15 protein-coding genes are annotated in these 13377 nt (G+C 71.0%); 7 read left to right on the top strand and 8 right to left on the bottom strand.

Annotated elements, in window-relative coordinates; genetic code table 11:
• Positions 1-59 precede the first annotated feature (59 nt).
• Positions 60-1601, top strand: coding sequence for a glycosyltransferase family 39 protein (locus tag EV385_RS11600; protein WP_130509482.1), 1542 nt, complete (start codon positions 60-62; stop codon positions 1599-1601).
• 46 nt (positions 1602-1647) lie between these two features.
• Here the strand turns inward: EV385_RS11600 and hisC are convergent, their stop codons facing one another.
• The 4 genes from hisC to hppD form a co-directional block, all read right to left on the bottom strand.
• Positions 1648-2727: a histidinol-phosphate transaminase gene (gene hisC / locus EV385_RS11595; protein ID WP_130509481.1), complete on the bottom strand. Its 1080-nt coding sequence runs from the start codon at positions 2725-2727 to the stop codon at positions 1648-1650.
• On the bottom strand, positions 2724-4052 hold the full coding sequence (locus tag EV385_RS35660; RefSeq protein ID WP_423203038.1) for an RDD family protein: 1329 nt from the start codon (positions 4050-4052) through the stop codon (positions 2724-2726). The genes hisC and EV385_RS35660 overlap by 4 nt, the downstream gene beginning before the upstream one ends.
• 55 nt (positions 4053-4107) lie before the next feature.
• A complete protein-coding gene (locus tag EV385_RS11580; protein ID WP_242624835.1) occupies positions 4108-4629 on the bottom strand; it encodes an RDD family protein in 522 nt (173 codons plus the stop codon).
• A 346-nt stretch (positions 4630-4975) separates the two neighbouring features.
• Positions 4976-6133, bottom strand: coding sequence for a 4-hydroxyphenylpyruvate dioxygenase (gene hppD, locus EV385_RS11575; protein WP_207229804.1), 1158 nt, complete (start codon positions 6131-6133; stop codon positions 4976-4978).
• Between the two features lie 88 nt (positions 6134-6221).
• Between hppD and EV385_RS11570 the strand changes: the two genes are divergently transcribed.
• The 3 genes from EV385_RS11570 to EV385_RS11560 all read left to right on the top strand — a co-directional run bounded on the left by EV385_RS11570 (position 6222) and on the right by EV385_RS11560 (position 9809).
• Positions 6222-6710, top strand: a complete 489-nt coding sequence (locus EV385_RS11570; RefSeq protein WP_130509480.1) for an Lrp/AsnC family transcriptional regulator — start codon at positions 6222-6224, stop codon at positions 6708-6710.
• A 63-nt stretch (positions 6711-6773) separates the two neighbouring features.
• Positions 6774-8084, top strand: a complete 1311-nt coding sequence (locus EV385_RS11565; RefSeq protein WP_130509479.1) for a PQQ-binding-like beta-propeller repeat protein — start codon at positions 6774-6776, stop codon at positions 8082-8084.
• A gap of 39 nt (positions 8085-8123) precedes the next feature.
• Entirely contained in the window at positions 8124-9809 is a 1686-nt protein-coding gene (locus tag EV385_RS11560) for a fumarate hydratase (protein WP_130509478.1), read from the top strand.
• Positions 9810-9890: 81 nt separating this feature from the next.
• Here EV385_RS11560 and EV385_RS11555 read toward each other — a convergent pair whose 3' ends face one another.
• Together EV385_RS11555 and EV385_RS11550 are read right to left on the bottom strand one after the other, a co-directional pair.
• A complete protein-coding gene (locus EV385_RS11555) occupies positions 9891-10400 on the bottom strand; it encodes a GNAT family N-acetyltransferase (RefSeq protein ID WP_423203037.1) in 510 nt (169 codons plus the stop codon).
• Entirely contained in the window at positions 10397-10714 is a 318-nt protein-coding gene (locus tag EV385_RS11550) for an ArsR/SmtB family transcription factor (RefSeq protein WP_130513238.1), read from the bottom strand. Before EV385_RS11550 ends, EV385_RS11555 begins: the two co-directional genes overlap by 4 nt.
• A gap of 132 nt (positions 10715-10846) precedes the next feature.
• Here EV385_RS11550 and EV385_RS11545 point away from each other — a divergent pair, with 132 nt between their 5' ends.
• Positions 10847-11305, top strand: a complete 459-nt coding sequence (locus EV385_RS11545) for an ArsI/CadI family heavy metal resistance metalloenzyme (protein ID WP_130509477.1) — start codon at positions 10847-10849, stop codon at positions 11303-11305.
• Between the two features lie 24 nt (positions 11306-11329).
• Here the strand turns inward: EV385_RS11545 and EV385_RS11540 are convergent, their stop codons facing one another.
• Entirely contained in the window at positions 11330-11539 is a 210-nt protein-coding gene (locus tag EV385_RS11540) for a hypothetical protein (RefSeq protein ID WP_130509476.1), read from the bottom strand.
• A gap of 178 nt (positions 11540-11717) precedes the next feature.
• On the opposite strand from EV385_RS11540, the gene EV385_RS11535 reads away from it, so the two are divergent.
• Both EV385_RS11535 and EV385_RS11530 read left to right on the top strand, forming a co-directional pair.
• Positions 11718-12458 carry a helix-turn-helix domain-containing protein gene (locus EV385_RS11535; RefSeq protein WP_130509475.1) on the top strand — a complete coding sequence of 247 codons (741 nt, stop codon included), beginning with the start codon at positions 11718-11720 and terminating at the stop codon, positions 12456-12458.
• Positions 12459-12490: 32 nt separating this feature from the next.
• Positions 12491-12733, top strand: a complete 243-nt coding sequence (locus EV385_RS11530; protein ID WP_130509474.1) for a hypothetical protein — start codon at positions 12491-12493, stop codon at positions 12731-12733.
• Positions 12734-12802: 69 nt separating this feature from the next.
• On the opposite strand, the gene EV385_RS11525 is transcribed toward EV385_RS11530, so the two are convergent.
• The gene (locus EV385_RS11525) at positions 12803-13312 is read right to left on the bottom strand and encodes a hypothetical protein (protein ID WP_130509473.1); all 510 of its coding nucleotides are present in this window, start codon (positions 13310-13312) and stop codon (positions 12803-12805) included.
• Positions 13313-13377 lie beyond the last annotated feature (65 nt).

Genomic DNA, 13377 nt, shown 5'->3' with positions numbered 1-13377 from the left:
ATCGGCCTCCGTAGGATCGGTCGCTCGCGGGAGAGCGGAACGACGGGGGTGACGGGTAGATGGCCATCGGGGTCACCACGGGTGCCGGGCCGACCCCGGATGGTGAGCTGGTCGACGCCGCGCCGGTTCCCGTGCCGAAACCGTCCACTGTGCGCTCGGCGGCCGCCGTCGCGGCGGCGCCGTTCGCGTTCACACTGGCGGTGATGCTGTTCGGCATCGGCGACCGGCAGCTGTGGCGCGACGAGCACGCGACGTGGTGGGCCGCCTCGCTGTCGTGGGGAGATCTGCGTCACCTGGTGGGCACGGTCGACGTGGTGCTCTTCCCCTATTACGTACTGATGCACGTCTGGATCGGGGTGTTCGGCGCCTCTCCGACCGCGCTGCGCCTGCCGTCGGCGCTGTTCATGGCCGTGGCGGCCGGGTTGCTGGCGTTGCTCGGGCGGCGGCTGTTCGACGCACCGAGCGGTGTGGTCGCGGGGCTGCTGCTGGCGGTGATCCCGGCGATCTCGCGGTACGGCCAGGAGGCCCGCCCGTACGCGATGACCCTGGCCGCCACCGTCGCGGCCGCCCTGCTGCTGATGCGGGCGCTGGAGAAGCCGTCCCCGTGGCGATGGGTGGGTTACGGCCTGGCCGTGCTGTGGGTGGCGTGCAGCCACATCGTCGCGCTCATGGCGCTGGCCGCGCACCTGGTCGTCGTGGCGGCGGTGCTCGCCCGGGCCGGGGCGCGGCGCCGCCCGATCCTGTTCGGCTGGCCGCTCGCGGTGGGTGCCGCGCTACTGATCGCCGCACCGCTGGTGCTGGTGGGGAGCCGGCAGGGCGGCCAGATCAGTTGGGTGCCCGATCCGGTCTGGGCACGGGTGGAGTCGTTCCCGGCCAGCATGTTCATGAGCGGCGCGGTGGCCGGATCTATCGTGGTGCTGGGCGTGGCCGCGCTCGCGCTGATGCACGCGACCCCGGCTCCGGATCGGCGGCCGGGTCTCCTGCTGGCGGTCTGGGCCGTGCTGCCGCCGGTGGTCGCGTACTACACGTTCGACGAGTTCAGCCTGTTCTATCCCCGGTACCTGCTGTTCACCGTGCCGGCGTGGGTCCTCGCCGCGGGGTGGGCGCTGCGCCGCCTCGCCGGTTCCACCCGCGCGCTCGTTCCCGTCGCGCTGGCCGCCGTGGTCGCGCTGGCCGCGGCGGGCCTGCCGGATCAGCGGTTCGTCCGCTCCGACGCGGTGGAGAACGAGTTCGCCTTCGCGGCGGCCGCCCGCTATCTCGGCGACCACGAGTCACCCGGCGACGGGGTCGTCTACACCGGATACCGCAAGACCCACCGCGCCTTCCGGTACGAACTCGAACAGGCCGGTAGGCCCGTGCCGCCCGAGGTGCTCACCGAGCCGCCGAGCGGGCAGCCGTGGTCGTGGCAACGCCGCGACCGCGCCGACCCGGTCGCCGCCCTGGCCGGTTACCAGCGCGTCTGGCTGGTCTCCACCAACCCGGACGACGACATCCTCAGCAGCGTCCCCCCGGCCGTCCGGGCGGCGCTGGCGCAGCGCTACACCGTCGCCGACACCCAAACCTTCCACCGCATGCGGGTCTCCCTGCTGGTCGCGGGGTAGGCGGCGAGGTCGGGTCTCTCTGCTGGTCGCGAGGTAGGCGGCGAGGTCAGGCGAGCGCATGCTCCGCGGCGGCGAGGAACGCGTCGTTCTCCTCCGGGGTGCCGATGGTCACGCGCACACCGTCCGGCTGGAAGGCGCGGACGATGACCCCGCGCGCCTCGCACGCCGCGCCGAACGCCGCGGCCCGGTCGCCCAGCGGCAGCCACACGAAGTTGGCCTGACTAGCCGGAACCTCCAGCTGCAGCTTGCGCAGCGCCTCGGTGATCCGGTCGCGCTCGGCGATGATCAGCGCGCAGCGGCGCGTCACCTCATCCTCGGCGTCCAGCGCGGCCAGGGCGGCGGCCTGCGCCAGCAGGTTCGTGGAGAACGGCGTCACCACCTTGCGGATGGTCGCGGCCACCTCCGGCTGGGCCACCAGGAAACCCATGCGCAGACCGGCCAGGCCCCACGCCTTGGACATGGTGCGCAGCACCACGACGTTGGGGCGGTCACCGTACGTCTCGAGGGCATCGGGCACCTGCTCGTCCGTGACGAACTCCCGGTACGCCTCGTCGAGCACCACGAGCACGTCGTCGGGCACCTGCGCGAGGAACCGGTCCAACTCGGCGCGGCGCACGCTGGTGCCGGTCGGGTTGTTCGGGTTGCACACGATAACCAGGCGGGTCCGGTCCGTGATCGCGTCGGCCATCGCGGACAGGTCGTGGCCGTGCCCGGCGGTGTTGGGCACACGTATGCCGGTGGCGCCCGCGCCCGTGGCGATGATCGGGTACGCCTCGAAGGACCGCCACGCGTGCACGATCTCGTCGCCGGGCAGACAGGTCACCTTGGCCAGGGTCTCGGCCAGCCCCACCGAGCCGCAGCCGGTGACTACGCGGTCGGGACTCACGCCGTACCGGTCGGCCAGCCGTTCGCGCAGCGCGACCACACCCATGTCGGGGTAGCGGTGCACCGTGCGGGCCGCCTCGGCGATCGCCTCGGGCACGCCGGGCAGCGGCCCGTACGGGACTTCGTTGCTGGCCAGCTTGATGGCCTCGGTCAGGCCGAGTTCGCGGGCCAGGTCGGCGACGTTGCGCCCCGCCACGTACGCGGGCAGGGTGTCCAGGTCGGCACGGGTGAGCCGGGTCATTTCTCTCCTCCGGAGTGGTCGCCGCCACCGGCGGCCTCGACAGGGCGGCGGTACCCCGCCGGAAGCGCGACCACCACGGTCTGCGCGGACTTGTCATGCAGTGCCTGCCGCAGCCGTGGATCGAACAGCAGCGACACCGAGTCGATGAACTGCATCACCAGCCCGAGCCCCCAGAACGTCCAGAACGGGGTCCACAGGCCGAGCCGGGCCCAGCGCCGGAACGCGCGGCCGAAGCCGATCTGGTCGGTGTTCTCCATCCGGAGCACCTTGACCTGCATGAGCCGCTTGCCGAGGGTCTGGCCGTGGTTCGCGGTGGCCGGCACCTCGTACGCGAACCACAGCGCGGTCGCGATGATCAGGATCGTGAACATGAGGTAGCTGGCACGCATTGACGCCGGCTGCGGCGTCGCGTTGGCCGGGTCGGCCATGGCGGCGCGCAGGATCGGCTCGACCTCCAGCCACCACTGGTACGCGAACCAGCCGTTCACGGCGATGTTGAGCAGTAGCACCATGACGACGTCGACCATCCGGGCGACGAGCCGACGGCCGAACCCGGCCAGCGCGAAGCCGTGCGGGCGCAGTTGCGGAACGTACGCCCAGGAGTAGCCGGGTGTCCCCGGCGCGGGCGGCTGCCACCCCGGCGGCGGCTGCGCCCCGGGCGGCGGTTGCCAGCCTGGTGGTGGCTGCCATCCCGGCGGTGGTTGCCAGCCGGGCGGTAGGCCCCAGCCCTGTGGGGGAGCCGGTGCGGAAGGTCCGTGCCCACCCGGATGGAACCCGCCCGGATAGGGACCGCCGGGATAAGGGCCGCCGGGGTAAGGGCCGCCGGGGTAAGGGCCCCCGGGGTAAGGGCCCCCGGGGTAAGGCCCCGGGTACGGCATACCCGGCTGCAGCCCACCCGGCTGAGGCCCGCCCGGCTGAGGCTCGCCCGGCTGAGGCATACCTGGCTGAGGCCCGCCCGGCTGGGGGATGCCCGGCTGGGGGATGCCCGGCTGGGGGATGCCCGGCTGGGTACTCCCCGGCTGGGCGCTGCCCGGGTAGGGCACGCCGGGATGAGCCGCGGACGGAGATGCCGCACCGGGAGACGCCGCACCGGGTGCGTTCGGATCGGGTGTGGTGCCGGGCGCCCGATGGCCGGGGATGGACGCGCCCGGCGTGGCGGCGTTCGGCGCCGCGACCGGTGAGGTGGGCGCCTCCTCCGGGGGCGGACCCTCCGGCGGCACGGCGTCGGCCGGGATCGGCTTGCCCACCCAGCCCTCGCCGTCCCACCAGCGCTGGGTCGCCGGGTCGGCGGGATCCTTGTACCAGCCTGGGGGCAGGGAGGTCATGCGGCTTCCCCCATGACATGTCCTCCTGGCCCTTGCCACGCGGCGGTGCAGTCGGTCATGCCGGAACCTTAACGACGACAGTCTGCCCGGCCTTGTCATGCAGCGTCTGCTGGAACGGCTTGTCCCACAACTGCCACAGCCCGTCGAGCCAGCCCAGCATCGGCACGAGGGTCCCGCCGACGTAGGCGACGAGATACCGCCGGGCGGCCATGCCCCGGGTCAGCGTCGCGGCGGGGTCCAGCGGCACCACCCGGATCTTGAGGGCCTTCTTCCCGACGGTCTGCCCGGAGCGGTACATCATCTCCACGTAGTAGACGTAGTACGCCGCCAGGGCGAGCACGAAGAGGCCGAGCTCCACCAGCAACACCGGCAGGAAGAACTCGCTGAAGAGGTCCGGGAATTCGGTCGGTCCGGCGTACGGGTCGACCGTCGCCGTGACATCGCTCATCCGGCTGATCATCAGTATCAGGATCGGCATGAAGACGACCATCAGCGCGCCCGTGAGGATGGCGGCGTCGATGAGATAAGCCAGCAGCCGCGTGGCGAAGTCCGCCAGCGGCTGACCAGCCGGGCTCAAGGCCGCCGGCCGGTAGCCAAGACCGGGAGGCGGTCCGTAGGCGGCCCCCGGCCCGTACCCGGGCGGAGGCGGGTACCCGGGCGGAGGCGGGTACCCGGGCGCTGGCCCATACCCGGGCGCTGGCCGGTACCCGGGCGCTGGCCCATACACAGGCGCCGGCCCGTGGCCGGGCGGCGGGCCGTAGCTGGGCGGTGGCGCGTATCCGGGCGGTGGGCCGTAGGCCGGCTGGGGGTGCCCGGGCGGCGGGCCGGCGGGCTGGCCGGGGACGGGGGCGGGTGGCGGCCCGTACCCGGTTGGGGTGCCGGGCCGGCCGCCCGCGTCGGATTGCTGTGTCACGCAGACAGTGTTACAGGTTGCCGCGCAGTTCCTGCTCCCGCTCGATCGCCTCGAACAGGGCCTTGAAGTTGCCCTTGCCGAAGCCGAGCGAGCCGTGCCGCTCGATCAGCTCGAAGAAGACCGTCGGGCGGTCCTGCACCGGCTTGGTGAAGATCTGCAGCAGGTAGCCGTCCTCGTCGCGGTCGACCAGGATGCGGCGCTTCTTGAGCTCCTCGATCGGGACCCGGACGTTGCCGATGCGGGCCCGCAGCTCCGGGTCGTCGTAGTACGAGTCGGGGGTGGCCAGGAACTCGACACCGGCGGCGCGCATGGCGTCGACGCTGGCCAGGATGTCGTTGGTGGCGACGGCGATGTGCTGGGCGCCGGGGCCGCCGTAGAACTCCAGGTACTCGTCGATCTGCGACTTGCGCTTCGAGACGGCCGGCTCGTTCAGCGGGAACTTGACCTTGCGGGTGCCGTCCGCGACGACCTTGCTCATCAGGGCCGAGTAGTCCGTGGCGATGTCGTCGCCGACGAACTCGGCCATGTTGGTGAAGCCCATGACCCGGCGGTAGAACTCCACCCACTCGTCCATCTTGCCGAGCTCGACGTTGCCGACGACGTGGTCGACCGCCTGGAAGAAGCGCTTGGGCTGCAGGCCGGCGTCGATCGCGGGCTGCCGGTCCACAATCGGGCCGCGCGCCACGAAGCCGGGCAGGAACGGCCCGTCGTAGCCGGATCGGTCGACCAGCGTGTGGATGGTCTCGCCGTACGTGGCGATGGCGGCGAGCCGGACCGTGCCGTGTTCGTCCTTGACGTCGTGCGGCTCGGCGACCGAGCGGGCGCCGGCCTCGATCGCGTGCCGGTAGGCGGCGTCGACGTCCGGGACGGCCAGGGCGATGTCCTTGATGCCGTCGCTGTGCCGGGTGACGTGGTCGGCGCCGGGCGCGTCGACGTGCACCGCGCCGGTGATCAGGAACCGTGCGGACCCGCTGACCAGGACATACTCGGCGTGGTCGCGGTAGCCGTGCTCGGGGCCCCGGTACGCGACGCAGGTCATCCCGAACGCGGTCGAGTAGTAGTGGGCCGCCTGCTTCGCGTTGCCCACGAGAAACTGCAGGTAGTCGACGCCCTTGACGGGGAACACGTCGACGTCGGGCGACTGGGCGGCTGCCATCATCTGCGTCATGTGCCGAGGTTGGCGCAGGTCACAGCGCTGGGCAACTGTCTCGTCCTGCGCTGATCAGTCTGCGCATTCGGTATCCTCTGGAACCACCATGGCTATACAAGATGTTCAGCTCGACGCGTTGGACGCGCGGCTGCTCGCCCTGCTGCATGCCGAGCCACGCATCGGCGTGCTCGAACTGTCCCGCCGTCTCGCGGTCGCCCGCGGCACGGTTCAGGCCCGGCTGGACAAGTTGATCGCCCGCGGCGCGATCCGTGGCTTCGGCCCGGACGTGGCGCCGGACGTGATCGGTTTCGGGGTGACCAGCTTCGTCACCCTGGAGATCAGCCAGCGGTACGGCCACGACGCGGTCGCCGCCCACCTGGCCGAGATCCCCGAGGTGCTGGAGGCGCACACGATCACCGGGGCCGGGGACATCGTGTGCCGGATCGTGGCCCGCTCCAACGCCGACCTGCAGCGCGTCATCGACCAGATCGTCGGCTACGAGGGGATCGTCCGCGCCTCCACGATCATCGCCCTCGCGGAGCTGATTCCGTACCGGGTGCTGCCGTTGGTGCGTTCCGCCGCATCGGGGTCATAACGACTCGACACGGGCGAATCGCGCTGCGGGGCGGGGCGGCCGGGGATCGTTAGGTTGTCCGGCGTGGCGTCCGGCGGTGGGTGGCGAGGCTACGCGGTCTGCGCCGTCGTGGTCGTCATCGTGCTGGCCGCCACGGGAGTGTGGAACCCGTTCCCGAAGCTGTGGAGCTGGATCGACCGCGACGAACCCATCGCCCCGGGCGCCGCGAAGTGGCAGGCCAGGCTGGGCGGAACCCCGCGCAGTGTGACGATCGCGGACGACGTGGTGATCGTCGAGTACCGCACCTCGATCGAGGCGTACGGGGCCGGAACCGGGGTGCGGCTGTGGAAGTCCGACGCCGACTGGTCTGCGGTGGCGGGCAGCGGCGCCAACGCGGTCGTGGTCACCGGGCGGCTGATCACCAAGGGATACCAGGTGCTCGATCCCCGCACCGGCGCGGTCCGGCGGACCGATTCCGCGGCGACGGCCGTCTGGACGTACACGAATGCGATCTTGGATGTGCACTGCGGTGACGGGGGCTGCGAGCTGACCGCCCGGGATCCGCGCGGCGGCGACCCGCTGTGGCGGGTGCCGTCGCCCAGCCTGGGCATCGTGCTCGACGGCGACAACCCCGACCTGCCCGGCACCCGGCCGCTGACCGGCAGCCAGATCGACGATCAGATCGCCGGGCCGTCGCTCATGCCCGCCCTGCTCGGGCTGCCCGAGGACCGCCAGGTCCGGATCGTCGACACGGCTGCGGGGCGGCTCGTGCAGACCGTCGCGCAGGGTACGCGCCAGCGGGTCACGGTGGCCGGGGGCCGCCTGCTCACGGTGACCGGAGAGGCCCGCGACGGCACGTGCTACTACCGGGTGGCGGCGACCGACCCGCCGGCCACCGATCCGGTGTGGCGGCGCGACCTCAACCTGCGGACCGCCGACGACGGAGCCGAGTGCCGGCAGGACCGGGACCCGGTGGGCGGCGGCGACGTGGTGCTCGGGGTCGACCCGGTGGGGCGGCAGGTGCTGATCGCGGCGCACGACGGGCGCGAGCTGTGGCACGGCGGCGAGGGGGAGCGGGTGCTGGCGGTCGACGACCGGTACGCGGTCGTGCGCGAGGGGGACGGACGTGGCGCGCGTGGGCGCTCCCTGGCCCGGGGCGGCGGCGGTTGGCGGCGGTCCATCGGCGCGGGCACCCAGGCGGCGCTGACGCCGTACGCGGCGGTGCTGGTGGAGCCGAAGGCGGGCCGGGTCACCGCGATCAGTCCCGGCTCGGGCGCGGTGCTGGCCGAGGTGAAGACCACCGGCAAGCCGTACGCGACGGGGCCCGGCGGGCTGGTGCTGGTGTCGGGGCGGGACCTCGCGTACGTGCCCTTCGCCGTTGATCGAGCAGGTTGATTCGCACCTTGAGCAGGCACTGGCCTAGGCTTGCCGGTCATGAGCAGAGCCGCCGCTTTCTCGTATGCCCCGTTGTTGCCGATCGGTGACGACCTGACCGAATATCGCCTGGTCACGGACGAGGGCGTGGACGTGGTCAACGGGCCGGGCGGGCGTCGCTTCCTGACGGTCGAGTCGTCGGTGATCACGCAGCTCACCGCGGAGGCGATGCACGACATCGCGCATTACCTGCGCCCCGCTCACCTGACCCAGCTGCGGTCGATCATCGACGACCCCAAGGCCTCGGCGAACGACCGCTTCGTCGCCCTGGACCTGCTGCGCAACGCGAACATCGCGGCCGGCGGCGTGCTGCCCATGTGCCAGGACACCGGCACCGCGATCGTCATGGGCAAGCGCGGCCGCCACGTGCTCACCGACGGCCAGGACGAGCGGGCGATCGCGCAGGGCGTCTACCAGGCGTACACCAGGCTGAACCTGCGGTATTCGCAGCTCGCCCCGCTGACGATGTGGGACGAGAAGAACACCGGCACCAACCTGCCCGCGCAGATCGAGCTGTACGCCGAGGACCCGGGCGGGCACCCGGACGCGTACAAGTTCCTGTTCATGGCCAAGGGCGGCGGCTCGGCCAACAAGTCGTACCTGTACCAGGAGACCAAGGCGCTGCTCAGCCCGGCGCGGCTGATGGAGTTCCTGGACGAGAAGCTGCGGCTGATCGGGACGTCGGCGTGCCCGCCGTACCATCTCGCGGTCGTCATCGGTGGCACCAGCGCCGAGCACGCGCTCAAGACCGCGAAGCTGGCCAGCGCCAAGTACCTGGACAACCTGCCCCGGCAGGGGTCGATGACCGCGCACGGCTTCCGCGACGTCGAGTTGGAGGCGGCGGTCCTCGAACTGACCCGCGACTTCGGCATCGGGGCGCAGTTCGGCGGCCGGTACTTCTGTCACGACGTACGGGTGATCCGCCTGCCCCGGCACGGCGCCTCCTGCCCGGTGGCCATCGCGGTGTCCTGCTCGGCCGACCGCCAGGCCCTCGCCAAGATCACGCCGTCCGGGGTGTGGCTGGAGCGGCTGGAGACCGACCCGGCCCGGTTCCTGCCCGACGTCACGGACGAGCACCTGGAGACCGACGAGGTCGTCCGCGTCGACCTGAACCGCCCGATGGACGAGATCCGGGCGCAACTGTCGAAGTACCCGGTGAAGACCCGGCTGTCGCTCAGCGGTCCGCTGGTGGTGGCCCGCGACATCGCCCACGCGAAGATCGCCGAACGGCTGGACGCGGGCGAGCCGATGCCGCAGTACCTGCGCGACCACGCGGTCTACTACGCGGGCCCGGCCAAGACCCCCGAGGGGTACGCGTCCGGCTCGTTCGGCCCGACCACGGCCGGGCGGATGGACTCGTACGTGGAGAAGTTCCAGGCCGCGGGCGGTTCGCTGGTCATGCTGGCCAAGGGCAACCGGTCGGGTCAGGTCACCCGCGCCTGCCAGAGCCACGGCGGGTTCTACCTCGGCTCGATCGGCGGCCCGGCCGCCCGGCTGGCCCAGGACTGCATCAAGCACGTCGAGGTGCTCGAATACCCGGAACTCGGCATGGAAGCGGTGTGGAAGATCGAGGTCGAGGACTTCCCGGCGTTCATCGTCGTGGACGACAAGGGCAACGACTTCTTCGCCGAGGTGACCCGCCCCAAGAGCGTCCTGCAGGTGGGCAGCAAGCCCCCGGCGTCATAGCGGATCGCGTTCGCTTTCAGATCTTGAAGAGCCCGGGTCAGCTCCGAACCCAAACTCTTCACACATCGCTCTGCCCCATGGTCACGCGATGGTGGGGCTGCGGCGCTCCAGCAGGGTGACGTCGCGCCAGCGGCCGTGGTGGCGGCCGATCCTCTCGCGGGTGCCGACGACGCGGAACCCGCAGGCCGTGTGCAGGGCCAGGCTGGCGGCGTTCTCGGAGAAGACGCCGGATTGGATGGTCCAGATCCCGGCCCGCTCGGTCGAGCCGATCAACGCCTGCAGCAGCGCCCGGCCGACTCCCCGGCCGCGGGCATCGGGGTGGACGTAGACGGAGTGCTCCACCACACCGGCGTAGACGCACCGGTCGGACACCGCCGAGCAGCCCACCCAGCCGAGGACGCGGTCGCCATCGACGGCGACGAAGCGATGCTCGGGCAACCGGCCGGCGGCGAACTGCTCCCAGCTCGGCGGTGCCGTCTCGAACGTGGCGTCGCCCGTGGCGATGCCCAGGCGGTAGATGTCGAGGACCGCGTCGGCGTGCGCGTCGAGCATCGGCGCAATGCGCGGCTCCGGGGACCGGTCCGTGCTCATGACATCTCCTCGGCGGCGTCGGAGGGGTCGAGGAACTGCGACAGCCCGGCGAGCCTGCCGGGCACGATCCAGTAATAGACCCAGGTGCCCCGGCGTTCGCAGTCGACCAGGCCGGATTCGCGTAGCTGCCGCAGGTGGTACGAGATGGTCGGCCCGGTCAGGTCGAACGCGTCGGTGATCTCGCAGACGCACACCTCGCCGCCGTTGCGGGCGGCGATCAGGGAGAGCACCCGCAGCCGGACCGGATCGCCGAGGACCTTGAACGCGCGGGCCAGCTCGGTGGCCCCTTCGGGGCTGAGTGCTTCGGCGACCATCGGCGCGCAGCAGGCGGCGGTGTCGATCACCGGCAGGCTCTTCCTAGACACCACTCTAGGTTGACAGCTCTCTAGGCAGGGTGCAAGCTGTCTAGAGAATCATCTAGATAAGGAAGCCTGGGAGGTACGACGATGTCTCGTGTGCAGCTCGCCCTGCGGGTGTCCGACCTGGAAGCGTCGGTCGAGTTCTACTCGAAGTTGTTCGGGGTTGAGGTGGCCAAGCGCCGCCCCGGGTACGCCAACTTCGCCATCACCGAGCCGCCGCTGAAGCTGGTCCTCATCGAGGGCGACGCGGACCAGCCCACCGTCATGGATCACCTGGGCGTGGAGGTGTTCAGCGGCGACGAGGTCACCGCCGCCACCCAGCGGCTCACCGAGTCCGGCCTGGTCACCCTCGCCGAGGACGACACCGAGTGCTGCTACGCGCTCCAGGACAAGGTGTGGGTTCGCGGTCCCGGGGATGAACCGTGGGAGGTGTACGTCGTCAAGGCCGACGCGGACCGGTTGGCGAAGGCGCCGGCGAGTGTGTGCTGCGGCGGCGAGCCCGCCCCGGCCGACGACAAGCAGCCCGCTTCGACCGGGTGCTGCTGACCGCCGTCTGGTTACGCCATCGGTTCAAGCGGTCCAGCGAAGGAAGCGGTCGAACAGCTCAGCGGCAGCCGTCGGGGGGAGATCCCCGACGGCCACCTCCAGCCGTATCCACATGTGGATACGGAGTCCGGTCGGGGACAGTTCCCCGGCCAGGCTCTTCCGGGCCGGATCGCATGGCCACGGCTTGCCGCAGGCCAGGCAGCTCCAGCTCGGCCGCTCCTCGATGTGCTCCACGCCGCCGCCTCTCGGGTCTCGGCTTCCGCCGAGCGCCCGGGGCGCGTACGTCCAGCCGGGCGCCCGGGGGCGAAGACAGGATGTCGCCGGAATGCCACCCAGCGCGACGACACCAGAGGCGGCGTTACAGCGACATCTAGGACGACATTCCGGCGACGTACGGAGTACGGTCCTAGCCATGGAGACCCAGCCTCGGCCGAACACCGCGCTCCGTGCGGCTCGCCTCGCGATGCGTCTCAGTCAGGACGAAATGGCCGAGCGGATGCGCAGGGCGGGAGCCGCTAGCACCACCAAGCGGACCGTCCAGCGCTACGAGAGCGGCGAGATCACCAACCCCCGGCCAGCCAGCGCCCGGGCACTCGAAATGGTCACGCGCCTGCCTATCTCATCGCTGGGCTTCCCGGCAGATGCGGAGGCGGTGGTCGTCGATGACGGCCGGGGAGGGCACGACCTGGAGGTACGCCCCATTCCGATCCCCGCTCCGACCGGGCCCGCACGGGCGGGCGGGGGCCACTCCGGAGTGTGGTTGAGTCGCTACCGCTATTACTCCAGCAGCCGCGGCCAGGACCTCGACAGCGCTCACTATGTGGTGATCCTGCAGCACGGGGACACGCTGACCGTACGCAGCGTCCAGGCTCCTGAAACGTCGCTGCTCACGATGGACCTGATGGTTGACGGCAGCGTGATCACGGGGACGTGGGCCGAGGAGACCAAGGTCGATGGCTACTACCGAGGCGCCCGATATCACGGTGCCATCCAGCTGCTCGCCGAGCCGACCGGTCGCCGCCTCGCCGGGAAGTGGGTCGGTTTCGGCAAGGACATGGACATCAACACGGGCCCATGGACGCTGACCTTCCAGGACGCGAGCACGAGCAAGTCGACGCTGGCGAAGTACGAGCAGGCGCCCGAAGGGGGGTAGTGCCCGACGATCGCGCCGGGAACGATGGCTAGATGGCGGATCTGGAGGCGGCGGTACGGAAGCTTCGTTCAGCGCAAGCCGAAGTGTCCCGCGCCGAGAAGCGGGCCGCCCGGATCGTCGCGGAGGCCCGGGAGCGGGTGGATCAGGGGCGTGCCGCGCTAGCCGAGGAGATTCGGGCGGCTGACCGGGCGGGGATGCGCCAGGTGGACATCGTGGCGGCGACCGGATACTCCCGCGAGCGCATTCGCCAGATCGTCCGCGATGGCGAGGCTTGACGCTCAAGCGTCGCAATGGAAGGCGGGCACCCGCGTGTGCGCCGGTACCCGCCTTCTATTGCTCTTGAACTACTCGCAGATCGTGCTGAGCGGGGCGAACCAGGCGTTCAGCTCGGTCTCGAAGTGCTTGTCGACGTCCTTCTCGGTCTTGAACTTCGCGAAGAACGCGTCGCCCTCGGCGGCCTTGACCAGGTTGTCGGCGGCCTCCGCACCGGCGGCCTGCAGCTTCGGGTCCTTCGCGGCCGAGGTCGCCTTCTTGACGTCGGCGGCCCAGTTCTTCAGCTCCGTGGCGGCTGCCTTCTTCGCCTTCGCGGCGTTCTGGGTCTGCTTGGTCTCCTTGTAGCCGATCATCTTGCCGAGTTCCACGCCGAACGCCTCGGCGCCCTTCTGTAGCTCCTTCTCGAGCCCGTCACAGACCTTCTTCGAGTCCGCGGTGTAGTCGGGCGCCGCCGTGGTGGTCGCGGTGGCCGGGGTAGCCGCGGGCGCGGCGGCGTCGGCCGTGGTCTTCGTGTCGTTGCTGCAGGCGGCACCGCTCAGCAGCACGCCGCCGAGGGTCACGGCCAGGATGACGCGTCGCATCACAATTCCGTTCATCGAGGGGGGAAGATCGTCGGGGACGATACGGTCCATGCGGGTCTAGCGCA

This window comes from Krasilnikovia cinnamomea (assembly GCF_004217545.1).
GTDB lineage: Bacteria > Actinomycetota > Actinomycetes > Mycobacteriales > Micromonosporaceae > Actinoplanes > Actinoplanes cinnamomeus.
The sequence above is the reverse complement of the archived record's forward strand: the minus strand, read 5'-3'. Positions and strand labels throughout refer to the sequence as shown.